At 73.7% G+C, this 17,220-nt stretch carries 15 protein-coding genes; all 15 read left to right on the top strand.

Annotated elements, in window-relative coordinates; genetic code table 11:
* Positions 1–79 precede the first annotated feature (79 nt).
* The 15 genes from OHT52_RS02990 to OHT52_RS02920 all read left to right on the top strand — a co-directional run bounded on the left by OHT52_RS02990 (position 80) and on the right by OHT52_RS02920 (position 17,080).
* Entirely contained in the window at positions 80–1,618 is a 1,539-nt protein-coding gene (locus OHT52_RS02990) for an FAD-dependent monooxygenase (protein WP_328723592.1), read from the top strand.
* Entirely contained in the window at positions 1,618–2,835 is a 1,218-nt protein-coding gene (gene metK, locus OHT52_RS02985; protein WP_328718545.1) for a methionine adenosyltransferase, read from the top strand. Before OHT52_RS02990 ends, metK begins: the two co-directional genes overlap by 1 nt.
* Positions 2,832–3,731 (top strand): alpha/beta hydrolase, encoded by a 900-nt coding sequence (locus tag OHT52_RS02980; RefSeq protein ID WP_328718544.1) that lies wholly within the window; start codon positions 2,832–2,834, stop codon positions 3,729–3,731. The genes metK and OHT52_RS02980 overlap by 4 nt, the downstream gene beginning before the upstream one ends.
* 175 nt (positions 3,732–3,906) lie before the next feature.
* Positions 3,907–4,458 (top strand): nuclear transport factor 2 family protein, encoded by a 552-nt coding sequence (locus OHT52_RS02975; RefSeq protein WP_328718543.1) that lies wholly within the window; start codon positions 3,907–3,909, stop codon positions 4,456–4,458.
* Positions 4,459–4,614: 156 nt separating this feature from the next.
* Positions 4,615–5,637 (top strand): methyltransferase, encoded by a 1,023-nt coding sequence (locus tag OHT52_RS02970; RefSeq protein ID WP_328718542.1) that lies wholly within the window; start codon positions 4,615–4,617, stop codon positions 5,635–5,637.
* Positions 5,638–5,721: 84 nt separating this feature from the next.
* Positions 5,722–6,636, top strand: a complete 915-nt coding sequence (locus tag OHT52_RS02965; RefSeq protein ID WP_328718541.1) for an LLM class flavin-dependent oxidoreductase — start codon at positions 5,722–5,724, stop codon at positions 6,634–6,636.
* Between the two features lie 51 nt (positions 6,637–6,687).
* On the top strand, positions 6,688–7,182 hold the full coding sequence (locus OHT52_RS02960) for a (2Fe-2S)-binding protein (protein ID WP_328718540.1): 495 nt from the start codon (positions 6,688–6,690) through the stop codon (positions 7,180–7,182).
* Positions 7,175–8,155: an FAD binding domain-containing protein gene (locus OHT52_RS02955; protein WP_328718539.1), complete on the top strand. Its 981-nt coding sequence runs from the start codon at positions 7,175–7,177 to the stop codon at positions 8,153–8,155. Before OHT52_RS02960 ends, OHT52_RS02955 begins: the two co-directional genes overlap by 8 nt.
* A complete protein-coding gene (locus tag OHT52_RS02950; protein WP_328718538.1) occupies positions 8,152–10,242 on the top strand; it encodes a xanthine dehydrogenase family protein molybdopterin-binding subunit in 2,091 nt (696 codons plus the stop codon). The genes OHT52_RS02955 and OHT52_RS02950 overlap by 4 nt, the downstream gene beginning before the upstream one ends.
* Positions 10,243–10,345: 103 nt before the next feature.
* A complete protein-coding gene (locus OHT52_RS02945; protein WP_328718537.1) occupies positions 10,346–11,962 on the top strand; it encodes an ABC transporter substrate-binding protein in 1,617 nt (538 codons plus the stop codon).
* A 14-nt stretch (positions 11,963–11,976) separates the two neighbouring features.
* Positions 11,977–12,936 carry an ABC transporter permease gene (locus tag OHT52_RS02940; protein WP_328718536.1) on the top strand — a complete coding sequence of 320 codons (960 nt, stop codon included), beginning with the start codon at positions 11,977–11,979 and terminating at the stop codon, positions 12,934–12,936.
* Entirely contained in the window at positions 12,933–13,856 is a 924-nt protein-coding gene (locus tag OHT52_RS02935) for an ABC transporter permease (protein WP_328718535.1), read from the top strand. The genes OHT52_RS02940 and OHT52_RS02935 overlap by 4 nt, the downstream gene beginning before the upstream one ends.
* Positions 13,853–15,658: an ABC transporter ATP-binding protein gene (locus tag OHT52_RS02930; RefSeq protein WP_328718534.1), complete on the top strand. Its 1,806-nt coding sequence runs from the start codon at positions 13,853–13,855 to the stop codon at positions 15,656–15,658. Before OHT52_RS02935 ends, OHT52_RS02930 begins: the two co-directional genes overlap by 4 nt.
* Positions 15,649–16,701 carry an LLM class flavin-dependent oxidoreductase gene (locus OHT52_RS02925; RefSeq protein WP_328718533.1) on the top strand — a complete coding sequence of 351 codons (1,053 nt, stop codon included), beginning with the start codon at positions 15,649–15,651 and terminating at the stop codon, positions 16,699–16,701. Before OHT52_RS02930 ends, OHT52_RS02925 begins: the two co-directional genes overlap by 10 nt.
* Positions 16,694–17,080, top strand: coding sequence for a TIGR03618 family F420-dependent PPOX class oxidoreductase (locus tag OHT52_RS02920; protein ID WP_328718532.1), 387 nt, complete (start codon positions 16,694–16,696; stop codon positions 17,078–17,080). Before OHT52_RS02925 ends, OHT52_RS02920 begins: the two co-directional genes overlap by 8 nt.
* The last annotated feature ends 140 nt before the right edge of the window (positions 17,081–17,220 follow it).

The raw sequence follows: 17,220 nt of genomic DNA, 5'->3' as shown, positions 1-17,220 counted from the left end.
GACGCCGGACACCGAAGGGCCGGACACCGAGGGGCCGGACACCGAAGGGCCGGACAGCGGGGTACCGGCGGCCGAAGAGCTGGACACCGACGTGATCATTGTCGGCGCCGGCCCCACCGGCCTCACACTCGCGGGCGAACTCCGCCTCGGCGGCGTACGCGTCGAGGTCCTGGAACGCCTCACCGCGCCCACCGGGCAGTCCCGGGGGCTGGGCTTCACCGCGCGGGCGATGGAGACGTTCGACCAGCGCGGGCTGCTGTCCCGGTTCGAGCCGTGCGGTACGCCCGAGACCAGCCCGATGGGCCACTTCGGCGGCGTCCGGTTCGACTACACCGTGCTGCCGGGCGCCCACTTCGGCGCCCGCGGCATACCCCAGTCCCGGACCGAGGCCGTCCTGGAGAGCTGGGCCGTCGAACGCGGGGCCCGTGTGCACCGCGGATGGGAATTCGCCGAACTGCACCGGGGCGCCGGGCCCGACGACGGTTCGGTGGAGATCACCGCACGCACCCCGGAGGGCGAACGCAGGCTGCGCGCCGCCTACCTGGTGGGCTGCGACGGCGGTCGCAGTCCGGTCCGCGAGGCGGCCGGCATCGCCTTCCCCGGTACCCCCGCCTCCCGTGTGATGTACCTGGCCGACGTCGTCGGCCGGTCGCTGCGCCCCCGGCCGCTGGGCGAACGTCTGGAGCACGGCATGGTGATGGCCGCTCCGCTGGCCGACGGGGTGGACCGCGTCATCGTCTGCCCGGACGGCAGCCCGCCCGGCGACGACGACGTTCCCGCCGCCTTCGCCGAGGTCGCCGCCGCGTGGCAGCGCCTCACCGGTGAGGACATCGCCGACGCCGCCACCGAGTGGGTGAGCTCCTTCACCGACGCCACCCGCCAGGCCGCCGAATACCGCAGGGGCCGCGTGCTGCTCGCGGGCGACGCCGCCCACATCCACCTGCCCGCCGGCGGCCAGGGCATGAGCACCGGCATACTCGACGCGGTCAACCTCGGCTGGAAACTGGCCGCGGTCGCCCGGGGGACGGCCCCCGACCCGCTGCTCGACACGTACCACTCCGAGCGCCACCCGGCCGGTGCCCGGCTGCTGACGAACACCCGCGCCCAGGGCACCGTCTTCCTCGGTGGGCGCGAATCGGACCCGCTGCGCGCCCTGTTCGCCGAACTCATCGAGTACGACGACGTCAAGCGCCATCTCGCCGGAGCGGTGAGCGGCCTCGACGTGCGCTACGACACCGGTGGCGGCCACCCGCTGGCCGGCCGCCGCGTCGCACGACGGGTGCTGGTCGGGCCCGCCGGCGAGACCACCACCACCCGGCTCCTGCACTCCGCCCGCGGAGTCCTGCTCGACCTGAGCGACGACCCGGCGGTGCGCGAGGCAGCCGCCCCCTGGCGCGGCCGGGTGGCGGTCACCACCGCCGCCCCCAAGCCGGCCGACGAGGCGGACGACGAACTCGCCTCCGTGACAGCCCTGTTGATACGCCCCGACGGATACGCCGCCTGGGTCTCCACCATCTCGGGGGCCAACGGGCTCACCGAGGCACTGCACCGCTGGTTCGGCCCGCCCCCGGCGCGCGTCCCGGCCGGCGCGCCCGCCCCGCAGACGAAGGACGTGTGATGGCAGTACGCCTGTTCACCTCGGAATCGGTGACCGAGGGACACCCGGACAAGATCGCCGACCAGATCAGCGACACCGTCCTCGACGCCCTGCTGCGCGCCGATCCGACCGCCCGGGTCGCCGTGGAGACGCTGATCACCACGGGCCTGGTGCAGGTCGCGGGCGAGGTGACCACCACCGCCTACGTCCCCATCGCCCAACTGGTGCGCGAACGCATCCTCTCCATCGGCTACGACTCCTCGCACAAGGGCTTCGACGGCGCGTCCTGCGGAGTCTCGGTGTCCATCGGCGCCCAGTCGCCCGACATCGCCCAGGGCGTGGACACCGCTTACGAGAGCAGGGTGGCCGGGCAGGAGGACGACCTCGACCGGCAGGGGGCCGGCGACCAGGGCCTGATGTTCGGCTACGCCTGCGACGAAACGCCCGAACTGATGCCGCTGCCGATCCAGCTGGCCCACCGGCTGGCCCGCAGGCTCGCCGAGGTCCGCAAGGACGGGACCGTGCCCTACCTGCGGCCCGACGGCAAGACTCAGGTCACCGTCGAGTACGACGGCGACCGCCCGGTGCGCCTCGACACGGTCGTCGTCTCCTCGCAGCACGCGGGCGACGTGGACCTGGACGGCCTGCTGATCCCCGACATCCGCCGCCACGTCGTCGAGCACGTGCTCGCGGTGCTGCTGGACGCCGGTCTCAAGCTGGACACCGAGAACTACCGTCTGCTGGTCAACCCCACCGGGCGTTTCGAGATCGGCGGCCCGATGGGGGACGCCGGACTCACCGGCCGCAAGATCATCATCGACACGTACGGCGGCTACTCCCGGCACGGCGGCGGCGCGTTCTCCGGCAAGGACCCTTCCAAGGTGGACCGTTCGGCCGCCTACGCCACCCGCTGGGTGGCCAAGAACGTGGTGGCCGCCGGGCTCGCCACCCGCTGCGAGATCCAGGTGGCCTACGCCATCGGGAAGGCGGCCCCGGTCGGTCTCTTCGTCGAGACCTTCGGTACCGCCACCGTGGACCCGGTCGCCATCGAGCGGGCGATCGGCGAGGTCTTCGACCTGCGCCCCGCGGCGATCATCCGGGACCTCGACCTGCTGAGGCCGATCTACGCGCTGACCGCCGCGTACGGCCACTTCGGGCGCGAGCTGCCGGAGTTCACCTGGGAGCGGACCGACCGGGCGGCGGCGCTGCGCACGGCGGCCGGAGCGGATCCCGCGTGACCGCCGTGACCCCGTCCGCCGTCGCCCCGCCGCTGTCCGCCGGGGTGCGCCGCGTCGTCCTCGACGGCGCGGGCGTCCAGCTCTCCGCGCTGCTCGCCGAACCCGCCGCGGGCCGTGCCCCACGTGCGGTCGTGGTCGCGGTGCACGGCGGCGGGGTCACCTCCGGGTACTTCGACGGGCAGGCCCATCCGTCGCTCTCGCTGCTGACCCTCGGCGCGAGCCTCGGATACACGGTGCTGGCGGTCGACCGCCCCGGCTACGGGGACTCCGCCGCCCGCCTGCCCGCCGGGCTGCCGCTCGCCGAGCAGGCGGTGGTGGTGCGCGCCGCGCTGGCGGGATTCTCGGAGCGGCGCCCCGGCGACGCCGGACGTCTGCTGCTGCTCGCGCACTCCTTCGGCGGCAAGCTGGCCCTGCGGCTGGCCGCCGACGAAGGGCTGCCCGGTCTGCGCGGCATCGACATCTCGGGCTGCGGCCACCGCAGTACGGTCCGTGCCGACGAGCCGCTGCCCCGCGCCGGTATCCGCCGGGCGGTGCGGCACTGGGGTCCCGCCCGTCTCTACCCGGCCGGCGCCTTCCGGCCCGGCCGGGTGCCGGCCGCCCCGGTACCGGCTGCGGAGGTCGCCGAACTCGCCTCCTGGGCAGCCGACTTCGAAGAGATCGCGCCCCGCGTCCGGGTGCCGCTGCGGTTCACCTTCGCCGCGCACGAACCCTGGTGGCGGCACGGCGACGACGACCTCGCCGACCTCGCCGCACGGTTCGTGCACGCACCCCGGGTGCACACCGAACGGCTCCCGGAAACCGGCCACAACATCAGCCTGGGGCTGACCGCCCGCGCTTACCACCGGGGAGCGCTGGACTTCCTGGGCGGGTGCCTCGCCGACCCGGAGCCACCCTGAGGGCCGCCCGCGCCCGCCCCGACCGCCCGCCCCACACCCACTGACCCGTCGCCCCGCCCCGCCCGCCCCGCACCCACTGACCCATCGCCCCGCCCCGCCCGCCCCGCACCGACCCCACCACCCCGCACCGCCCGCCCCGCACCACCCGCATCCCAGAAGGAGAGGCCGAGTCGACATGACCACCACCGCCACCGGCGCCGCGCCGCAGAACCGGACCGAGCCCCGCGCCGGACACGACGACGGAGAGCCCGACACCACCGGGGAGACCGTGAGCGCCCTGCGCGCCGAGGTCCGCCGGCTCACCGACCGGGCCGACCTCGTAGACCTCGTCGACCGCTACGTCCACCACCTCGACCGGGACCGCCACCGCGACGACTGGTTCGCCGACGTCTTCACCGAGGACGCCGAACTCACCCTCCCCATGGGGACGTACGAGGGATTCTCCGGGCTCGCCGCGTTCCAGGAAATGGCCCGCACCACCTTCGAGCGCACGCACCACCAAGCCTCCGCGCACGCCGTCGCCGTGGACGGCGACCGCGCCACCGTGCGGGCCCACCTGACCGCCGTACACGTCCGCACCGCCGGCGAACCGGCCACCCACTTCGACATCGGCGGCCACTACGAGGCGACCGCCGTGCGCACCCCCGACGGGTGGCGCGTCAACCGGTTCTCCTTCGACCTGGTGTGGAGTACCGGCCAGGGGCCGCAGGGCGCTCCGGGCCACTGACCTGCACATCTGCAGGGATCTGACGTACTGCACAAAGACCTGACACAACGTGCCTTGAATCTGCCGGTCACTCGGAACAGGCTTCATCCGGGCCTGTCGGTGCGCCCCGATCCGAAGTCCCCGGCCACCACCCCTCATCAAGGAGGAAGCTCCGCCATGCCCACAGCCAGCAACGAACCGCCCCTGCCCGCACAGGTGCTGCAGATCCTCACGGCCGGTTGGCTCGCCCAGGCGGTGAGCGCCGCCGCCGAACTCGGCGTCGCCGACGCGCTCGCCGACGGGCCCCGGCCCCTGGCCGAGATCGCCGCCGCCACCGACACGCACGCCCCCAGCCTCTACCGGCTGCTGCGGGCATGCGCCGACATCGGGCTGTTCGCCGAGAACGACGACCAGGTCTTCGAACTGACGCCCCTGGGCGACGCCCTGCGCGTCGACAGCCCGGTCAGTCTGCGGAACTTCGCGATCTGGACCGGCCTGCCCGCGGAACGACACGCCTGGGCCGGACTCGCCGACGCCGTGCGCACCGGGCAGACCGCCTTCGCCCAAGTGCTCGGCAAACCGGTCTGGGACTACATGCACGAACACCCCGAGGTGCTCGGCGTGTTCGACCGGGCCATGACGGAGGCGTCCCGGCAGATCATCGCACCCGTCGTCGACGCCTACGACTTCTCGCCCTTCGGCACCGTGGTGGACGCGGGCGGCGGGCGCGGCGCCCTGCTGGCCGCCGTCCTCGCCTCGTCGCCGCACACGCGCGGCATCCTCTACGACCGCCCCGAGGTCATCGCCGGCGCCGGAGCGCCGCTGGACGACGCGGGAGTGCGGGACCGCGCGGAGCTCGTGGCCGGAGACTTCTTCGCCTCGGTGCCGGCCGGCGCCGACGCGGTCGTCCTGTCCAACATCATCCACGACTGGGACGACGAGCAGTCCCGCCGCATTCTCGTCAACGCCCGCGACGCCCTCGCCGACCAAGGCCGCGTCCTGCTGGTGGAAGCGGTGCTGCCGGACCGGCCGCGCCCCTCGCCCACGGTCTCCCTGATGGACCTCGACATGCTCGTGGTGGCCGGCGGACAGCAGCGCACCACCGACGAGTTCGCCGCCCTGCTCACCTCCGCCGGCCTCCGGCTCTCCCGTGTCGTCCCCGGCGGCCACTGCAGCATCGTCGAGGCCGTGCGCGCCTGACGGCCGCCCGGCCCCCGCCCCACCCATCGAGCAACGCTCCGTGCACCCGCACGGCCCGCACCAGGAAGAAGGTGGCCTCCAGCCATGCCAGAACGGCTCGCACGCAGACTGTGGTTCGGCGTAGGACCGGGGATCGGAGTCGCCGACGCGTCCGAGATCGTGCGCACCGTCGAGTACGCGGACAGGGCGGGGCTCGACTTCTTCACCGTCTCCGACCACCCGTACTTCGGTGACCGGCTGGAGGCCTACTCCTCCCTCGCGCTGCTCCTCGGCCGCACCCGGAACATCACGGGGGTCGCCACCGTCACCAACACGCCGACCCGGCCGGTACCGCTGCTCGCCCGTTCGCTGGCAACCCTCTCCGTGCTCTCCGGCGGCCGGGTCGTCTACGGCGTCGGCGCCGGCGGGTACTGGGACGACATCGTGCGCTTCGGGGTGGACCGGCTCGGATCCGCCGCCGCCGTACGCGCCATGGAGGAGGCCATCGGCCTCGTCCGGGCGCTGCACGGCGGCGGCGCGCCGGTCACCCTGGACGGCGAGTTCACCCGGGTCGACGCGCTGGACCCGGCGGCGGTCCCCGCACCTCTGGTGTGGACGGGGTCGGTCGGCCCGAAGTCCCTGGCCGTGACCGGCCGGACGGCGGACGGCTGGATACCGGGAAACGCGGCCGACTGGCGCAGCGAGCGCTACCGCACCTCGCGCCCGCTGGTCGACGAGGCCGCCCGGGAGGCCGGCCGCGACCCCGCCGACATCGCGACCGTGTTCAACCTGCCCGGCCGCGTCACCGACGCCCCGCTGCCGTCGACCCGGGACGCCACCGGGCGCTGGCTCGGCGGTTCCACCGGCCAGTGGACCGAGGAACTCACCGAGGCGGTGCTCGAACACGGCGCCTCCGGATTCGTGTACTTCGCCTCGGGCGACCCCTCGGGCCGCATCGGCATCGAGCGCTGGGCCGAGGAGATCGTCCCGGCCGTCCGTGAGGCGGTCGCCAAGGGCTGACGACGGGACGAGCGGGCCGGCGACGACGGAGCAGGAGAGGAAGAGGCGGACATGCCCGAGGCGAAAGTGACCCTGACGGTCAACGGTGTCCAGCACACCATCGACATTGAGGCCCGGCTCACCCTGGCCGGCGCCCTCCGCGACGAACTGGGTCTGACCGGAACCAAGATCGGCTGCGACCGGGGCGAGTGCGGTGCCTGCACCGTGCTCGCCGACGGGCGCCGGATCAACGCGTGCACCGCTCTCGCGGTGATGCAGGACGGGCGCGAACTCACCACCGTGGAAGGGCTGGCGGCCGAGGACGGCACCCTGCACCCGGTGCAGGAGGCGTTCGTCCGGCACGACGCCTTCCAGTGCGGCTACTGCACCCCCGGCCAGCTGCTCTCCGCCGTCGCCTGCATCGCGGAGGGCCACACCGGCGACGACGACGAGATCCGGGAGTGGATGAGCGGCAACCTCTGCCGCTGCGCCGCCTACCCGCAGATCGTCGCCGCCGTACGCGACGCGGCGCGCCGCACCGGCGAAACGGCGGCCCGCGATGCGTGACTTCGCGTACGCCAGGGCGGCCGACGCCGATGCCGCCGTCACTCTGCTCGCCGACCGCCCGGACGCCCGGCTGATCGCCGGCGGCACCGACCTGCTGGGTCTGCTCAAAGAGGACATCGAGCATCCCGGCCTGCTCGTCGACATCTCACGGACCGCCCTGACCGGCGTCTCGGCCGGCCCCGACGGGCTGGTCCTCGGCGCACTCACCCGGCTCTCCGACGCCGCCGCGCACCCCCTCGTACGGGCCGCCTTCCCCGCGCTGGCAACGGCGTTGGAGAAGTCCGCCTCACCCCAGTTGCGCAACCTCGCCACGCTCGGCGGGAACGTGCTCCAGCGCACCCGGTGCCCGTACTTCCGTGCCGAGACCGACCTGCCCTGCAACAAGCGGACCCCCGGCTCCGGATGCGCCGCCCTCACCGGGCACCAGCGGGCCGCCGGGCTCTTCGGGACGAGCGACGCCTGCGTCGCCACCCACCCGTCGGATCTCGCGGTCGCCCTGGCCGCGCTGGACGCGACCGTCCTGGTCCGGGGCGCCCGAGGGGAACGCGCGCTCGGCATCGAGGCGCTGTACGCCCCTGCGGACAGCCCTCCGCACGTCGAACACCGCCTGGAGCACGCGGAGATGATCACCGGAATCCGGGTTCCCGCCACACCGCTCGCCGCTCTCTCGCGCTACCTCAAGGTCCGCGAGCGGGCGTCGTACGAGTTCGCCCTCGTCTCCGCGGCGGTCGCCGTCACCGTCGACCGGGGCACGGTGAGCGACGTCCGGATCGCGCTCGGCGGAGTGGCCCCCCGGCCCTGGCGGCTGCGCGGAGCCGAACAAGCCCTCAGAGGAGGGCCGTTGACCCCCGAGTCGGTCGCCGACGCCCTCGCAACCGAACTGGACGGCGCCCGCACCCTGCCCGGAAACGCCTTCAAGGTCCCGCTGGTCCGCAGGACCGTGGTCCGCGCCCTGACGGGAGAGAGCCCATGACCGCGCCCACCGCCGACCGGTACACCCGCACCGACGCCCGGGAGAAGCTCACCGGCGCCGCCCGCTTCGCCACCGACCGGCCGGCCTCCACCCACGCCGTCCTCGTCAACTCCACCGTGGCACGCGGCCGGATCACCCGCATCACCCTGGACCGGGACTTCCCCGGCGTCCGCCTGCTCACCCACGAGAACGCCCCCCGCCTCGGCCCGCTCGACGAGGGCGGCCAGATCGCCGAGGGCAAGGTCGCCGTCTACGTCCAGCGGCTGCTGCCACTGCAGGACGACCGGGTGCACTACGAGGGCCAGCCCGTCGCGGTGGTCCTCGCCGACCGTCTCGACCTCGCCCGGGAGGCGGCGGACGCCGTCCGGATCGACTACGCCACCGAACCGGCCGTCGTCCCGGCGGACGCGGACCCGGCCGATGCCCGGCCCGCCCGCGACTGGCTGGTGCCCTCCTCCTCGGACACCGGCGACATCGACGCCGCCGTCGCCGGCGCCGACCTCGTGCTCTCCCGCGACTTCACCACCGCCGCCCGCCACCACAGCCCCATCGAACCCGCCGCGACGGTCGCCTCCTGGGACGGGTCCGCCCTCACCCTGCACGACGCCACCCAGTCGCTGTTCGCCGTACGCGCCACCGTCGCCGCCGTGCTCGGAATCCCCGAGGACGCCGTGCGGGTCGTCGCCGAACACGTCGGCGGCGGCTTCGGCGCCAAGGGATACGTCTGGCCGCACGTCCTGATCGCCGCCGTCGCCGCCCGCCTGGTCGGCGGGACCGTCTCGCTGGCCCTCACCCGCGCCCAGAGCTTCACCGCGCACGGCTACCAGCCCGGGACCCGCCAGCACGTGCTGCTCGCCGCGCGCGCCGACGGCACCCTCACCGCCGTACGCCACCACTCGGTCAACACCACCGCCCGCTACGCCGAATACCCCGAGTTCTCCACCGTCGGCACCCGCACCCTGTACGCCGCCGACGCCATCGAGACCCGGACCTCGGTGCTGCCCGCCGACCTGAACCTGCCCACCCCGATGCGCGCTCCGCACGAGGGGACCGGCATGTTCGCCCTGGAATCGGCCATGGACGAACTCGCCTACGCCCTCGACATCGACCCGCTGGAACTGCGGCTGCGCAACTACGCGGAGGAGGACCCCACCGAGAAGCGCCCCTTCTCCTCCAAGGAGCTGCGCGCCTGCTACGAGGAGGGCGCCCGGCGCTTCGGCTGGCAGAACCGTCCGATGCGGCCGCGCAGCCTCCGCGACGGCGACGAACTGGTGGGGCAGGGCATGGCCAGCGTGATCCTCCACTCGGTCCGGCTGCCCGCGACCGCCCGCATCTCGATGGACCCCGACGGGCACGTCACCCTGTCGGCCGGCACCCAGGAGATCGGCGGCGGCACCCGGACGATCATGCCGCAGATCGCCGCCGAGACACTCGGCATCGACCGCGACCTGGTCACCTTCGAGATGGGCGACACCGCCCTGCCGGCCAACCTCTACTCGGTCGGATCCTCCACCGCCAACAGCCTCGGCTCCGCCGTCCGGGCCGCCGCACTGGCCCTGCTGGAGCGGCTCGGGGGCGACGCGCGGCCCCCGGCCGAGACCGTCACCGTCACCGAGACCTGGCTGCCGCGCCCGTCCGACCACTCCGTGCACAGCTTCGGCGCCGTCTTCGTCGAGGTCGGGGTCGACGCCGGTCTGGGCACCACCCGGGTTCGGCGGCTGACCGGCGTCTACAGCGCCGGCCGGGTGATCAACCCGCTCACGGCGCACAGTCAGCTCACGGGCGGCGCGGTGTGGGGGATCGGACAGGCCCTTCTGGAGGAGTCCGCCGTCGACCCGGTCCTCGGCCGGTTCGTCCACAAGAACTTCGCCGGCTACCTCATCCCCGTGAACGCCGACGTCCCCGATCTCGACGTGTCCTTCGTCGACGAGTACGACCCGCACGCCGGGGCGCTCGGCGGACGCGGCATCGGCGAACTCGCCCCCATCGGGGTGGGCGCCGCCGTGGCGAACGCCGTCCACCACGCCACCGGACTGCGCCTGCGCGACCTGCCGCTGCGCACCGTCGAAGCCCTCACCGCCGACTGAAGCGCCGCGCCCCGGGCCGCCCCCTCTCACCCGGACCCTTGCGTCACCCGAACCCCCCGCACGTCCGCACCACCCGCACCCCGCACCTCAGAGAGGTACCCCGATGTCCCCAAGAACCTCCGGGCCGGACCACCGCCCGCGGCTCCGCCTCGCCCTCGCGCTGCTGGCCGTCGCCCTCCCCGTCGCCGCCTGCTCCGGCGGCGGCACGGAGAACACCGGTGCGAGCGCGAGCGGTGGCACGCCCCGCGACGGTGGCACCCTGCTCATCGGCTCCGAGGCGGACCCCTCCTGCCTGGACCCGCAGCAGACCGGCCAGATAGCGGCCCTGGACATCTCGCGCTCCGTCGTCGACACCCTCACCGACCAGGACCCGAAGACCGGGCGCATCGTCCCCTGGCTCGCCACGTCCTTCGAGACCAGCGCCGACGGCCGCGCCTTCACCTTCGTACTGCGCGAGGGCGCCACCTTCAGCGACGGCAAACCCGTCGACGCCGCCGCGGTCAAAGCCACGTTCGACAACCTGGTCAAGCTCCCCGCCAACGGGGCGCCCAGCTATCTGCGCGGCTACGAGGGAACCACCGTGGACGGGGCCCAGCGGCTGACGGTGAAATTCGACGCCCCCAACGCCCAGTTCCTGCAGGCGACCTCGACCACCGGGCTCGGCATCCTGTCGCCGGCCACCTTCTCCGCCTCCGCAGCCGAACGCTGCCGCGGCTCGTTCATCGGCTCCGGCCCGTACGTCCTCGACCACTACACCGCCAATCAGGAAGCCGTGCTGAAGAAGCGCGCGGACTACGCCTGGCCCTCGTCCCTGGCCACCACCAAGGGCGCGGCCCACCTCGACAGCGTGACGTTCTCGTTCATCCCCGAGGGCGGGGCCCGCTCCGGCGCCCTCGGCTCCGGGCAGGTCCAGATCGCCAAGGCGTTGCAGCCCACCGACGAGGTCCGCTTCAAGGGCAACGGTTTCCGGATCCTCTCCTCGCCCGCCCCCGGCGTCGTGCCCCCGCTCTCCCTCAACCACAAGGGAATCCTGGCCGACCAGAAGGTGCGCCGGGCGCTGCTGATCGGTGTCGACCGGCAGGAACTGGTAGAGACCGTCTTCAGCTCCGCGTACAAGCCCGCCACCAGTGTGCTGTCCTCGGCCACCCCGTTCTACAAGAGCGCGGGTGACAAGCTCCGGTACGACCCCGAAGGGGCCGGAGCCCTGCTCGACGAAGCCGGCTGGAAGAAGGGCGCCGACGGCCTCCGGGCCAAGAACGGCAAGCCGCTCAGCCTCACCTGGCTGATCCCGGCGCCCATGCCGCCCGCCGACGAGGCGGTCCAGGCCCAGCTGCGCAAGATCGGCGTCGACGTGAAGCTCAAGGCGGTCCCGCCGGCCGCGTACGTCGAGCAGCAGGGCAAGGGCCAGTTCGACCTCACGGCCGTCGGCGTCAGCCGGGCCGACCCGGACGTGCTGCGCAACCTCTTCTACAGCAAGGGCTCCAACCTCTGGCACCTGCCGCCGAGCGATCTCGACGGCTTCCTGGAGAAGCAGGCCGCGGCCCCCGACGAGAAGAGCCGGCAGGAGGCCGTGACCTCCGCCGTCGACTGGCTCCTCGACCACGCCGACACGGTTCCCCTGTACGAGGGCGCCCAGGTCCACGGCGTGTCCGACAAGGTCGGAGGCCTCGAACTCGACGCCTCCAACCGGCTCGACCTGCACGACGCCTGGCTCGGCTGAGGGGAGGAGAACCCGTGACCACGGCCCTGTACGCGGCCACCCGGGCATCGCGCGCGCTGTTCGTCGTCTGGGCCGCCTTCACCCTCACCTTCGTCGCGCTGCGGCTGCTGCCCGGCGACCCCGTCGCGCTGATGCTCAGCGGACGCGGCGGCTTCGAGGAACTGACGCCCCAGCAGATCGCCGAGGCGCGGGCGGAGCTCGGCTTCGACCGCCCGCTGCTCACCCAGTACGGCTCCGCGCTCGTCGACGCGCTGCACGGGGACTTCGGCGCCTCGCTCCAGACCGGTCAGCCGGTCTCCCGGATGATTGCCGACGCGATGCCGCCGACCCTCCGGGTGGGGCTCATCGCACTCGGTCTCGCGCTGGTCCTCGGCACCCTGCTCGGGGTGTCCGCGAACCTCACCCGGAGTTCACCGCTGCGGCAGTTCCTGCGCTCCGTGCCGTCGCTCGCCGCCTCCCTGCCGTCCTTCTGGGTGGGGCTGCTCCTCATCCAGCTGCTGTCCTTCCAGTGGCACGTGTTCCCCTCCCTGGGGGACACCGGTGCCGAGAGCCTGGTCCTGCCGGCCTGCACCCTGGCGATCCCGGGGGCCGCGCTGGTGGCCCAGGTCCTGGGCAAGAGCCTGCACACCACCCTGCAGGAACCGTACGCCGACACGGTCCGCTCCACCGGAGCGGGCCGGGTCCGGCTGCTGTTCGGCCACGGGCTGCGCAACGCGGCCATCCCCGCCGTCACCGTCGTCGGACTCCTGGTCGGCTATCTGATCGGCGGCGCGGTGATCGTGGAGACCGTCTTCTCCCGGCCCGGCATGGGCCGCATCACCCAGTCGGCCGTCGCCACCCAGGACCTGCCGGTGGTGCAGGGCGTGGTGGTCGTCGCCGCCGTGGCGTTCGCCGTGGTGAACCTGCTGATCGACCTGGTCTACCCGGTGCTCGATCCGCGGATCCGCTCGACCGGACGGCTGGTGGCGGCATGACGCGTACCGCCCCGGCCGCCGCCCCGTCCCTGTCCGGCCCGCCGGAGCCGGCGGACCGCGAGGACCGCGCGAAGCCCGCGTCGGGCCGGCCCGGCCGGCTGCGGCGAGCCGTGTCGCTGCCCCTGAGGTCGCCCGGCGTCACCCTGTCCGTGCTGGTCCTGCTGCTGGTGCTCGGCTGGGCCGTCGTGCCCGAGTGGTTCACCGGCCGCAACCCGCTGATCGGCGTACCGGCCGAGCAGTTCCGGGCCCCCAGCGCGGAACACCCCTTCGGAACAGACCAGTTGGGGCGTGATGTGTACGCCCGCGTGGTGCACGGTGCCTCCCTCTCGCTGCGCGCCACGGTCGCCGCCCTCGCGATCGCCCTGGCCGGCGGAGTCGTGCTCGGCCTCATCGCCGGCTTCTTCGGCCGCTGGGCCGACTCCGTCATCATGCGGCTCGTCGAAGTCATGCTGTCGGTGCCGCCGGTGCTGCTGTCGCTCACCGTCATCACCGCCCTCGGTTTCGGCACCGCCCAGGTCGCCTTCGCCATCGGCGTCACCAGCGTCGCGGCCTTCACCCGGCTCATGCGCGCCGAGGTGCTGCGGGTGCGGACCGCCCCGTACGTCGAAGCGGCGATCCTCTGCGGCGCGCGCTGGTGGCGGATACTGCCGCGCTACGTCCTGCCCGCCGCCATCGGCCCCGTACTCGCCCTGGCCGCACTCGACTTCGGTCTCGTCGTCCTCGCCATCGCCGGACTCAGCTTCCTCGGCTACGGGGAGCCCCCGCCCGCCCCCGAATGGGGCTCGCTGGTCGCCGACGGACGCAACTACCTCGCCACCGCCTGGTGGCTCACCACCCTGCCCAGCCTCACCGTGACCGCCGTCGTGCTCGCGGCCAACCGGCTCTCGCGGGTCCTGGAAGCGGAAAGAGGACGCCGATGAACGCCCCGCGCACCCCGACGGACAGCCCGCACCGGGAGAGCCCGCCCGACCCGGCGGCCACCAAGACCGCCGATGCCCCCTTGCTCGTCGTCGAGGGACTGCGGGTCGCCTACGGCACGGGCGCGGGCCGCCGGGTCGCCGTCGACGGACTCCACCTCACCGCGGCGGCCGGACAGATCACCGCCGTGGTGGGCGAGTCCGGGTCCGGCAAGAGCAGTACCGCCCACGCCCTCGTCGGACTGCTGCCGGCCGGCGGAACCGTCGAGGCGGGATCGATCCGGCTCCGCGGCGAGGAACTCACCGGACTCGGCGAACGCGCCTGGCGGGACGTCCGGGGCCGACACGTCGGCCTCGTCCCGCAGGACCCCGGTGTCTCCCTCGACCCCGTCAAACCCGTCGGCCGCCAGGTCGCCGAAGTGCTGCTGGTGCACGGACTGGCGACCCGCCGGGAAGCGGGAGGCCGCGCCGTCGACCTGCTCGCCGGGGCCGGGCTGCCCGACCCCGCGCTGCGCGCCCGCCAGTATCCGCACGAACTTTCCGGCGGCATGCGCCAGCGCGTCCTGATCGCCATGGCCACCGCCGCCCGCCCCCGCCTCTTGGTGGCCGACGAACCCACCTCCGCACTGGACGTCACGGTGCAGCGGCAGATCCTCGACCACCTGCAGGAAGTCGTCACCACCACCGGCACCGCGATGCTCCTGGTCACCCACGACCTGGCGGTGGTCGCGGACCGCGCCCAGCACGTCGTGGTGATGTCACGGGCCCGGGTGGTCGAGGCGGGCCCGACCGAACAGGTGCTCACCGACCCCCGCGACCCGTACACCCGCCGACTGCTGGCCGACGTCCCCACGGTGGCCGCGCGCCCCGGGCGGCCCCGGCCGCCGGACCCCGGGGCACGGGAACCCCGCACCGGCGAAAGCCCTGGGCCCGCGGCGAGTTCCGGCCCGGCCCGGAACTCCGTACAGGCCCAGGATCCGCCGCCCGGACCGCTGCTCCGGGTCACCGGGCTGACCCGGTCCTTCCCCGTCCGCGGCACCGGCCTCGCCCGTCGCCGCACGCGGACCGCCGTGGACGGGGTCAGCCTCGACCTCGCCCGCGGCGAGACCCTGGGACTCGTCGGGGAGTCCGGCTCCGGCAAGTCCACCACCGCCCGCATGATCCTCGGCCTGGAGAGCGCCGACAGCGGCAGCGTGCTGCTCGACGGCCGCGACGTCACCGGACTCCGGGGCGCCGCCCGGCGCGCGGTCCACCGCCGGATGCAGCTCGTCTACCAGAACCCGTACGCCTCGCTGAATCCGCGCTTCACCGTGGGCGAGATCCTCACCGAACCGCTGCGCAACCACGGCGTCGGGGACCGGACCGAGCGGGCCGCGACCGTACGCCGGCTCCTTGACGACGTGGCCCTGGCGCCGGGGACCGAGGACCGCAAGGCGGCCGAGCTCTCCGGCGGGCAGCGCCAGCGTGTCGCCATCGCCCGCGCGCTGGCGCTCGGTCCCGAACTCCTGGTCTGCGACGAGCCCGTCTCCGCGCTCGACGTCACCGTCCAGGCCCGCATCCTCGAACTCCTCGCCGGCCTCCAGGAGCGGCACGGCCTCAGCTACCTCTTCATCTCCCACGACCTCGCGGTGGTCGCGCAGGTCAGCGACCGGATCGCCGTCATGCGGCACGGCCGGATCGTGGAGAGCGGCCCCGCCGAGCAGGTCCTGCGGGCCCCCACCCACCCCTACACCGAAGAACTGCTGGCCGCCGTCCCCGGCGACCGGCGCACCCACGGCACGACGGAGGACCTCACATGGAGCTAGGGCTCATCACGTTCGGCAGCCTTCTCCCCGACCCGCTCACCGGCGAGACGCTCACCCAACGCCAGCGACTGCGCGACGTGGTCCGGGCCGCCGCGGAGGCGGAGCAGGCCGGCTTCGCCTGGTACACCGTCGGCGAACACCACTTCGGGGAACGCGACGTGATCCCTTCCCCCGCACTGGTCCTGGCGGCCATCGCCGAACACACCTCGACCATCCGGCTCGCCACCGGCACCACCCTGGTCGCCAACCGCGACCCGGTCCTCGTCGCCGAGGACTACGCCCTGGTCGACCTGCTCTCCGACGGCCGCCTCGAACTGATGGCGGGGGGCTCCTTCTTCCCCGACCCGTACACCGTCTTCGGCCAGGACCCCGCCACCAAGGCCGCGCGCAAACGCGAGAACACCGAACTGCTGCTGCGCCTGTGGTCCGAGGAGAAGGTCACCTGGCAGGGGGAGTTCCGTCCCCCTCTGACGGGCGTGACCGTGCAGCCGAGGCCCGTGCAGGAGCGCGCCCCGCTGTGGATCAGCGGTGGCATCGGCCTCGAGTCGGTCCACCTCGCCGTCGACCACGCGCTTCCCCTGGTGGTCGGCACCACCGCCCGTGAACCAGGCCTGTTCGTACCGGTCTTCGACGCCTACCGGAACCTGTGGCGCGAACGCGGGCACGCCGGTCCGCCCGGCCGGCTCGGCGCCGCCAGCCACGTGTTCGTCGCCGAGTCCTCCCAGCGCGCCCGGACCGTTTGGCAGCAGTACATGAACAACTACCTCACCGTGAGGAAGCCCGGCACCACCCACCACACCACCCCGCCCGACTTCGACACCTACATCGGCGACCAGGGGCCTGCGATCTGCGGCAGCCCCGCCGAAGTCGTCGACAAGCTCGGCAGGCTGCACGAGGCGTGGGGCCACGACCTGCACCTGCTCGCCATCGACGTGGGCGGCATCCCGTACGCCGAGGTCCGGGCCGCCACCGAACTGACGGCGTCCCAGGTGCTGCCGCAGGTCGCCGGCCTCGGCACCGGGACGGTGACCGCCGGTGCTTGACGCCGACGTCCGCGAGCTGGCCGCCGCCCGCACCCTCGGGGCGTTCACCACCCTGATGCCCGACGGCACCCCCCAGACCAGCCTGGTCTGGCCGCACGCCGACGACGAGCACGTTCTCGTCGGCACCAACGACTCCCGGCAGAAGTACCGCAACGTGGTGGCCGATCCGCGCGTGAACATCCTGCTGATGGACTCGGTCAACAGCCGCCGGTACATCGAGATCCGCGGCCGGGTCGTGGCCGTGGAGCCCGGCGAGGCCGCTCTCGCCCTGGCCCGTACCACCTTCACCAAGTGGACCGGCAGCGACCGGCTCAGGGTCGCCGAGGGGGAGCGAGTCCTGCTCCGGATCCTCCCCGACCGCGTCCACCGCAAGGAATGACCGACCGGGGGCCGGTTCCGGGCGGCGCCGCCCGGGACCGGCCCCCGCGCCCGCCCGTACGTCCCGCGCCACCGGAAGGACCCGCCGTGCCCGAACCCGTACGCCCACCCGCCCCCGCGCCGGACCCCGCCGCCTCCGCC

Source organism: Streptomyces sp. NBC_00247, from assembly GCF_036188265.1.
Classification (GTDB): Bacteria; Actinomycetota; Actinomycetes; order Streptomycetales; family Streptomycetaceae; genus Streptomyces.
This window is presented reverse-complemented; position numbering and strand designations above follow the sequence as displayed.

Bases quoted from the DNA above. Each gene is read 5' to 3' on its own strand.
- OHT52_RS02925 (WP_328718533.1), top strand. From the start codon at position 15,649: ATGGAGCTAGGGCTCATCACGTTCGGCAGCCTTCTCCCCGACCCGCTC.
- metK (WP_328718545.1), top strand. From the start codon at position 1,618: ATGGCAGTACGCCTGTTCACCTCGGAATCGGTGACCGAGGGACACCCG.
- OHT52_RS02970 (WP_328718542.1), top strand. From the start codon at position 4,615: ATGCCCACAGCCAGCAACGAACCGCCCCTGCCCGCACAGGTGCTGCAG.
- OHT52_RS02955 (WP_328718539.1), top strand. From the start codon at position 7,175: ATGCGTGACTTCGCGTACGCCAGGGCGGCCGACGCCGATGCCGCCGTC.
- OHT52_RS02965 (WP_328718541.1), top strand. From the start codon at position 5,722: ATGCCAGAACGGCTCGCACGCAGACTGTGGTTCGGCGTAGGACCGGGG.
- OHT52_RS02975 (WP_328718543.1), top strand. From the start codon at position 3,907: ATGACCACCACCGCCACCGGCGCCGCGCCGCAGAACCGGACCGAGCCC.
- OHT52_RS02960 (WP_328718540.1), top strand. From the start codon at position 6,688: ATGCCCGAGGCGAAAGTGACCCTGACGGTCAACGGTGTCCAGCACACC.
- OHT52_RS02935 (WP_328718535.1), top strand. From the start codon at position 12,933: ATGACGCGTACCGCCCCGGCCGCCGCCCCGTCCCTGTCCGGCCCGCCG.
- OHT52_RS02930 (WP_328718534.1), top strand. From the start codon at position 13,853: ATGAACGCCCCGCGCACCCCGACGGACAGCCCGCACCGGGAGAGCCCG.
- OHT52_RS02950 (WP_328718538.1), top strand. From the start codon at position 8,152: ATGACCGCGCCCACCGCCGACCGGTACACCCGCACCGACGCCCGGGAG.
- OHT52_RS02945 (WP_328718537.1), top strand. From the start codon at position 10,346: ATGTCCCCAAGAACCTCCGGGCCGGACCACCGCCCGCGGCTCCGCCTC.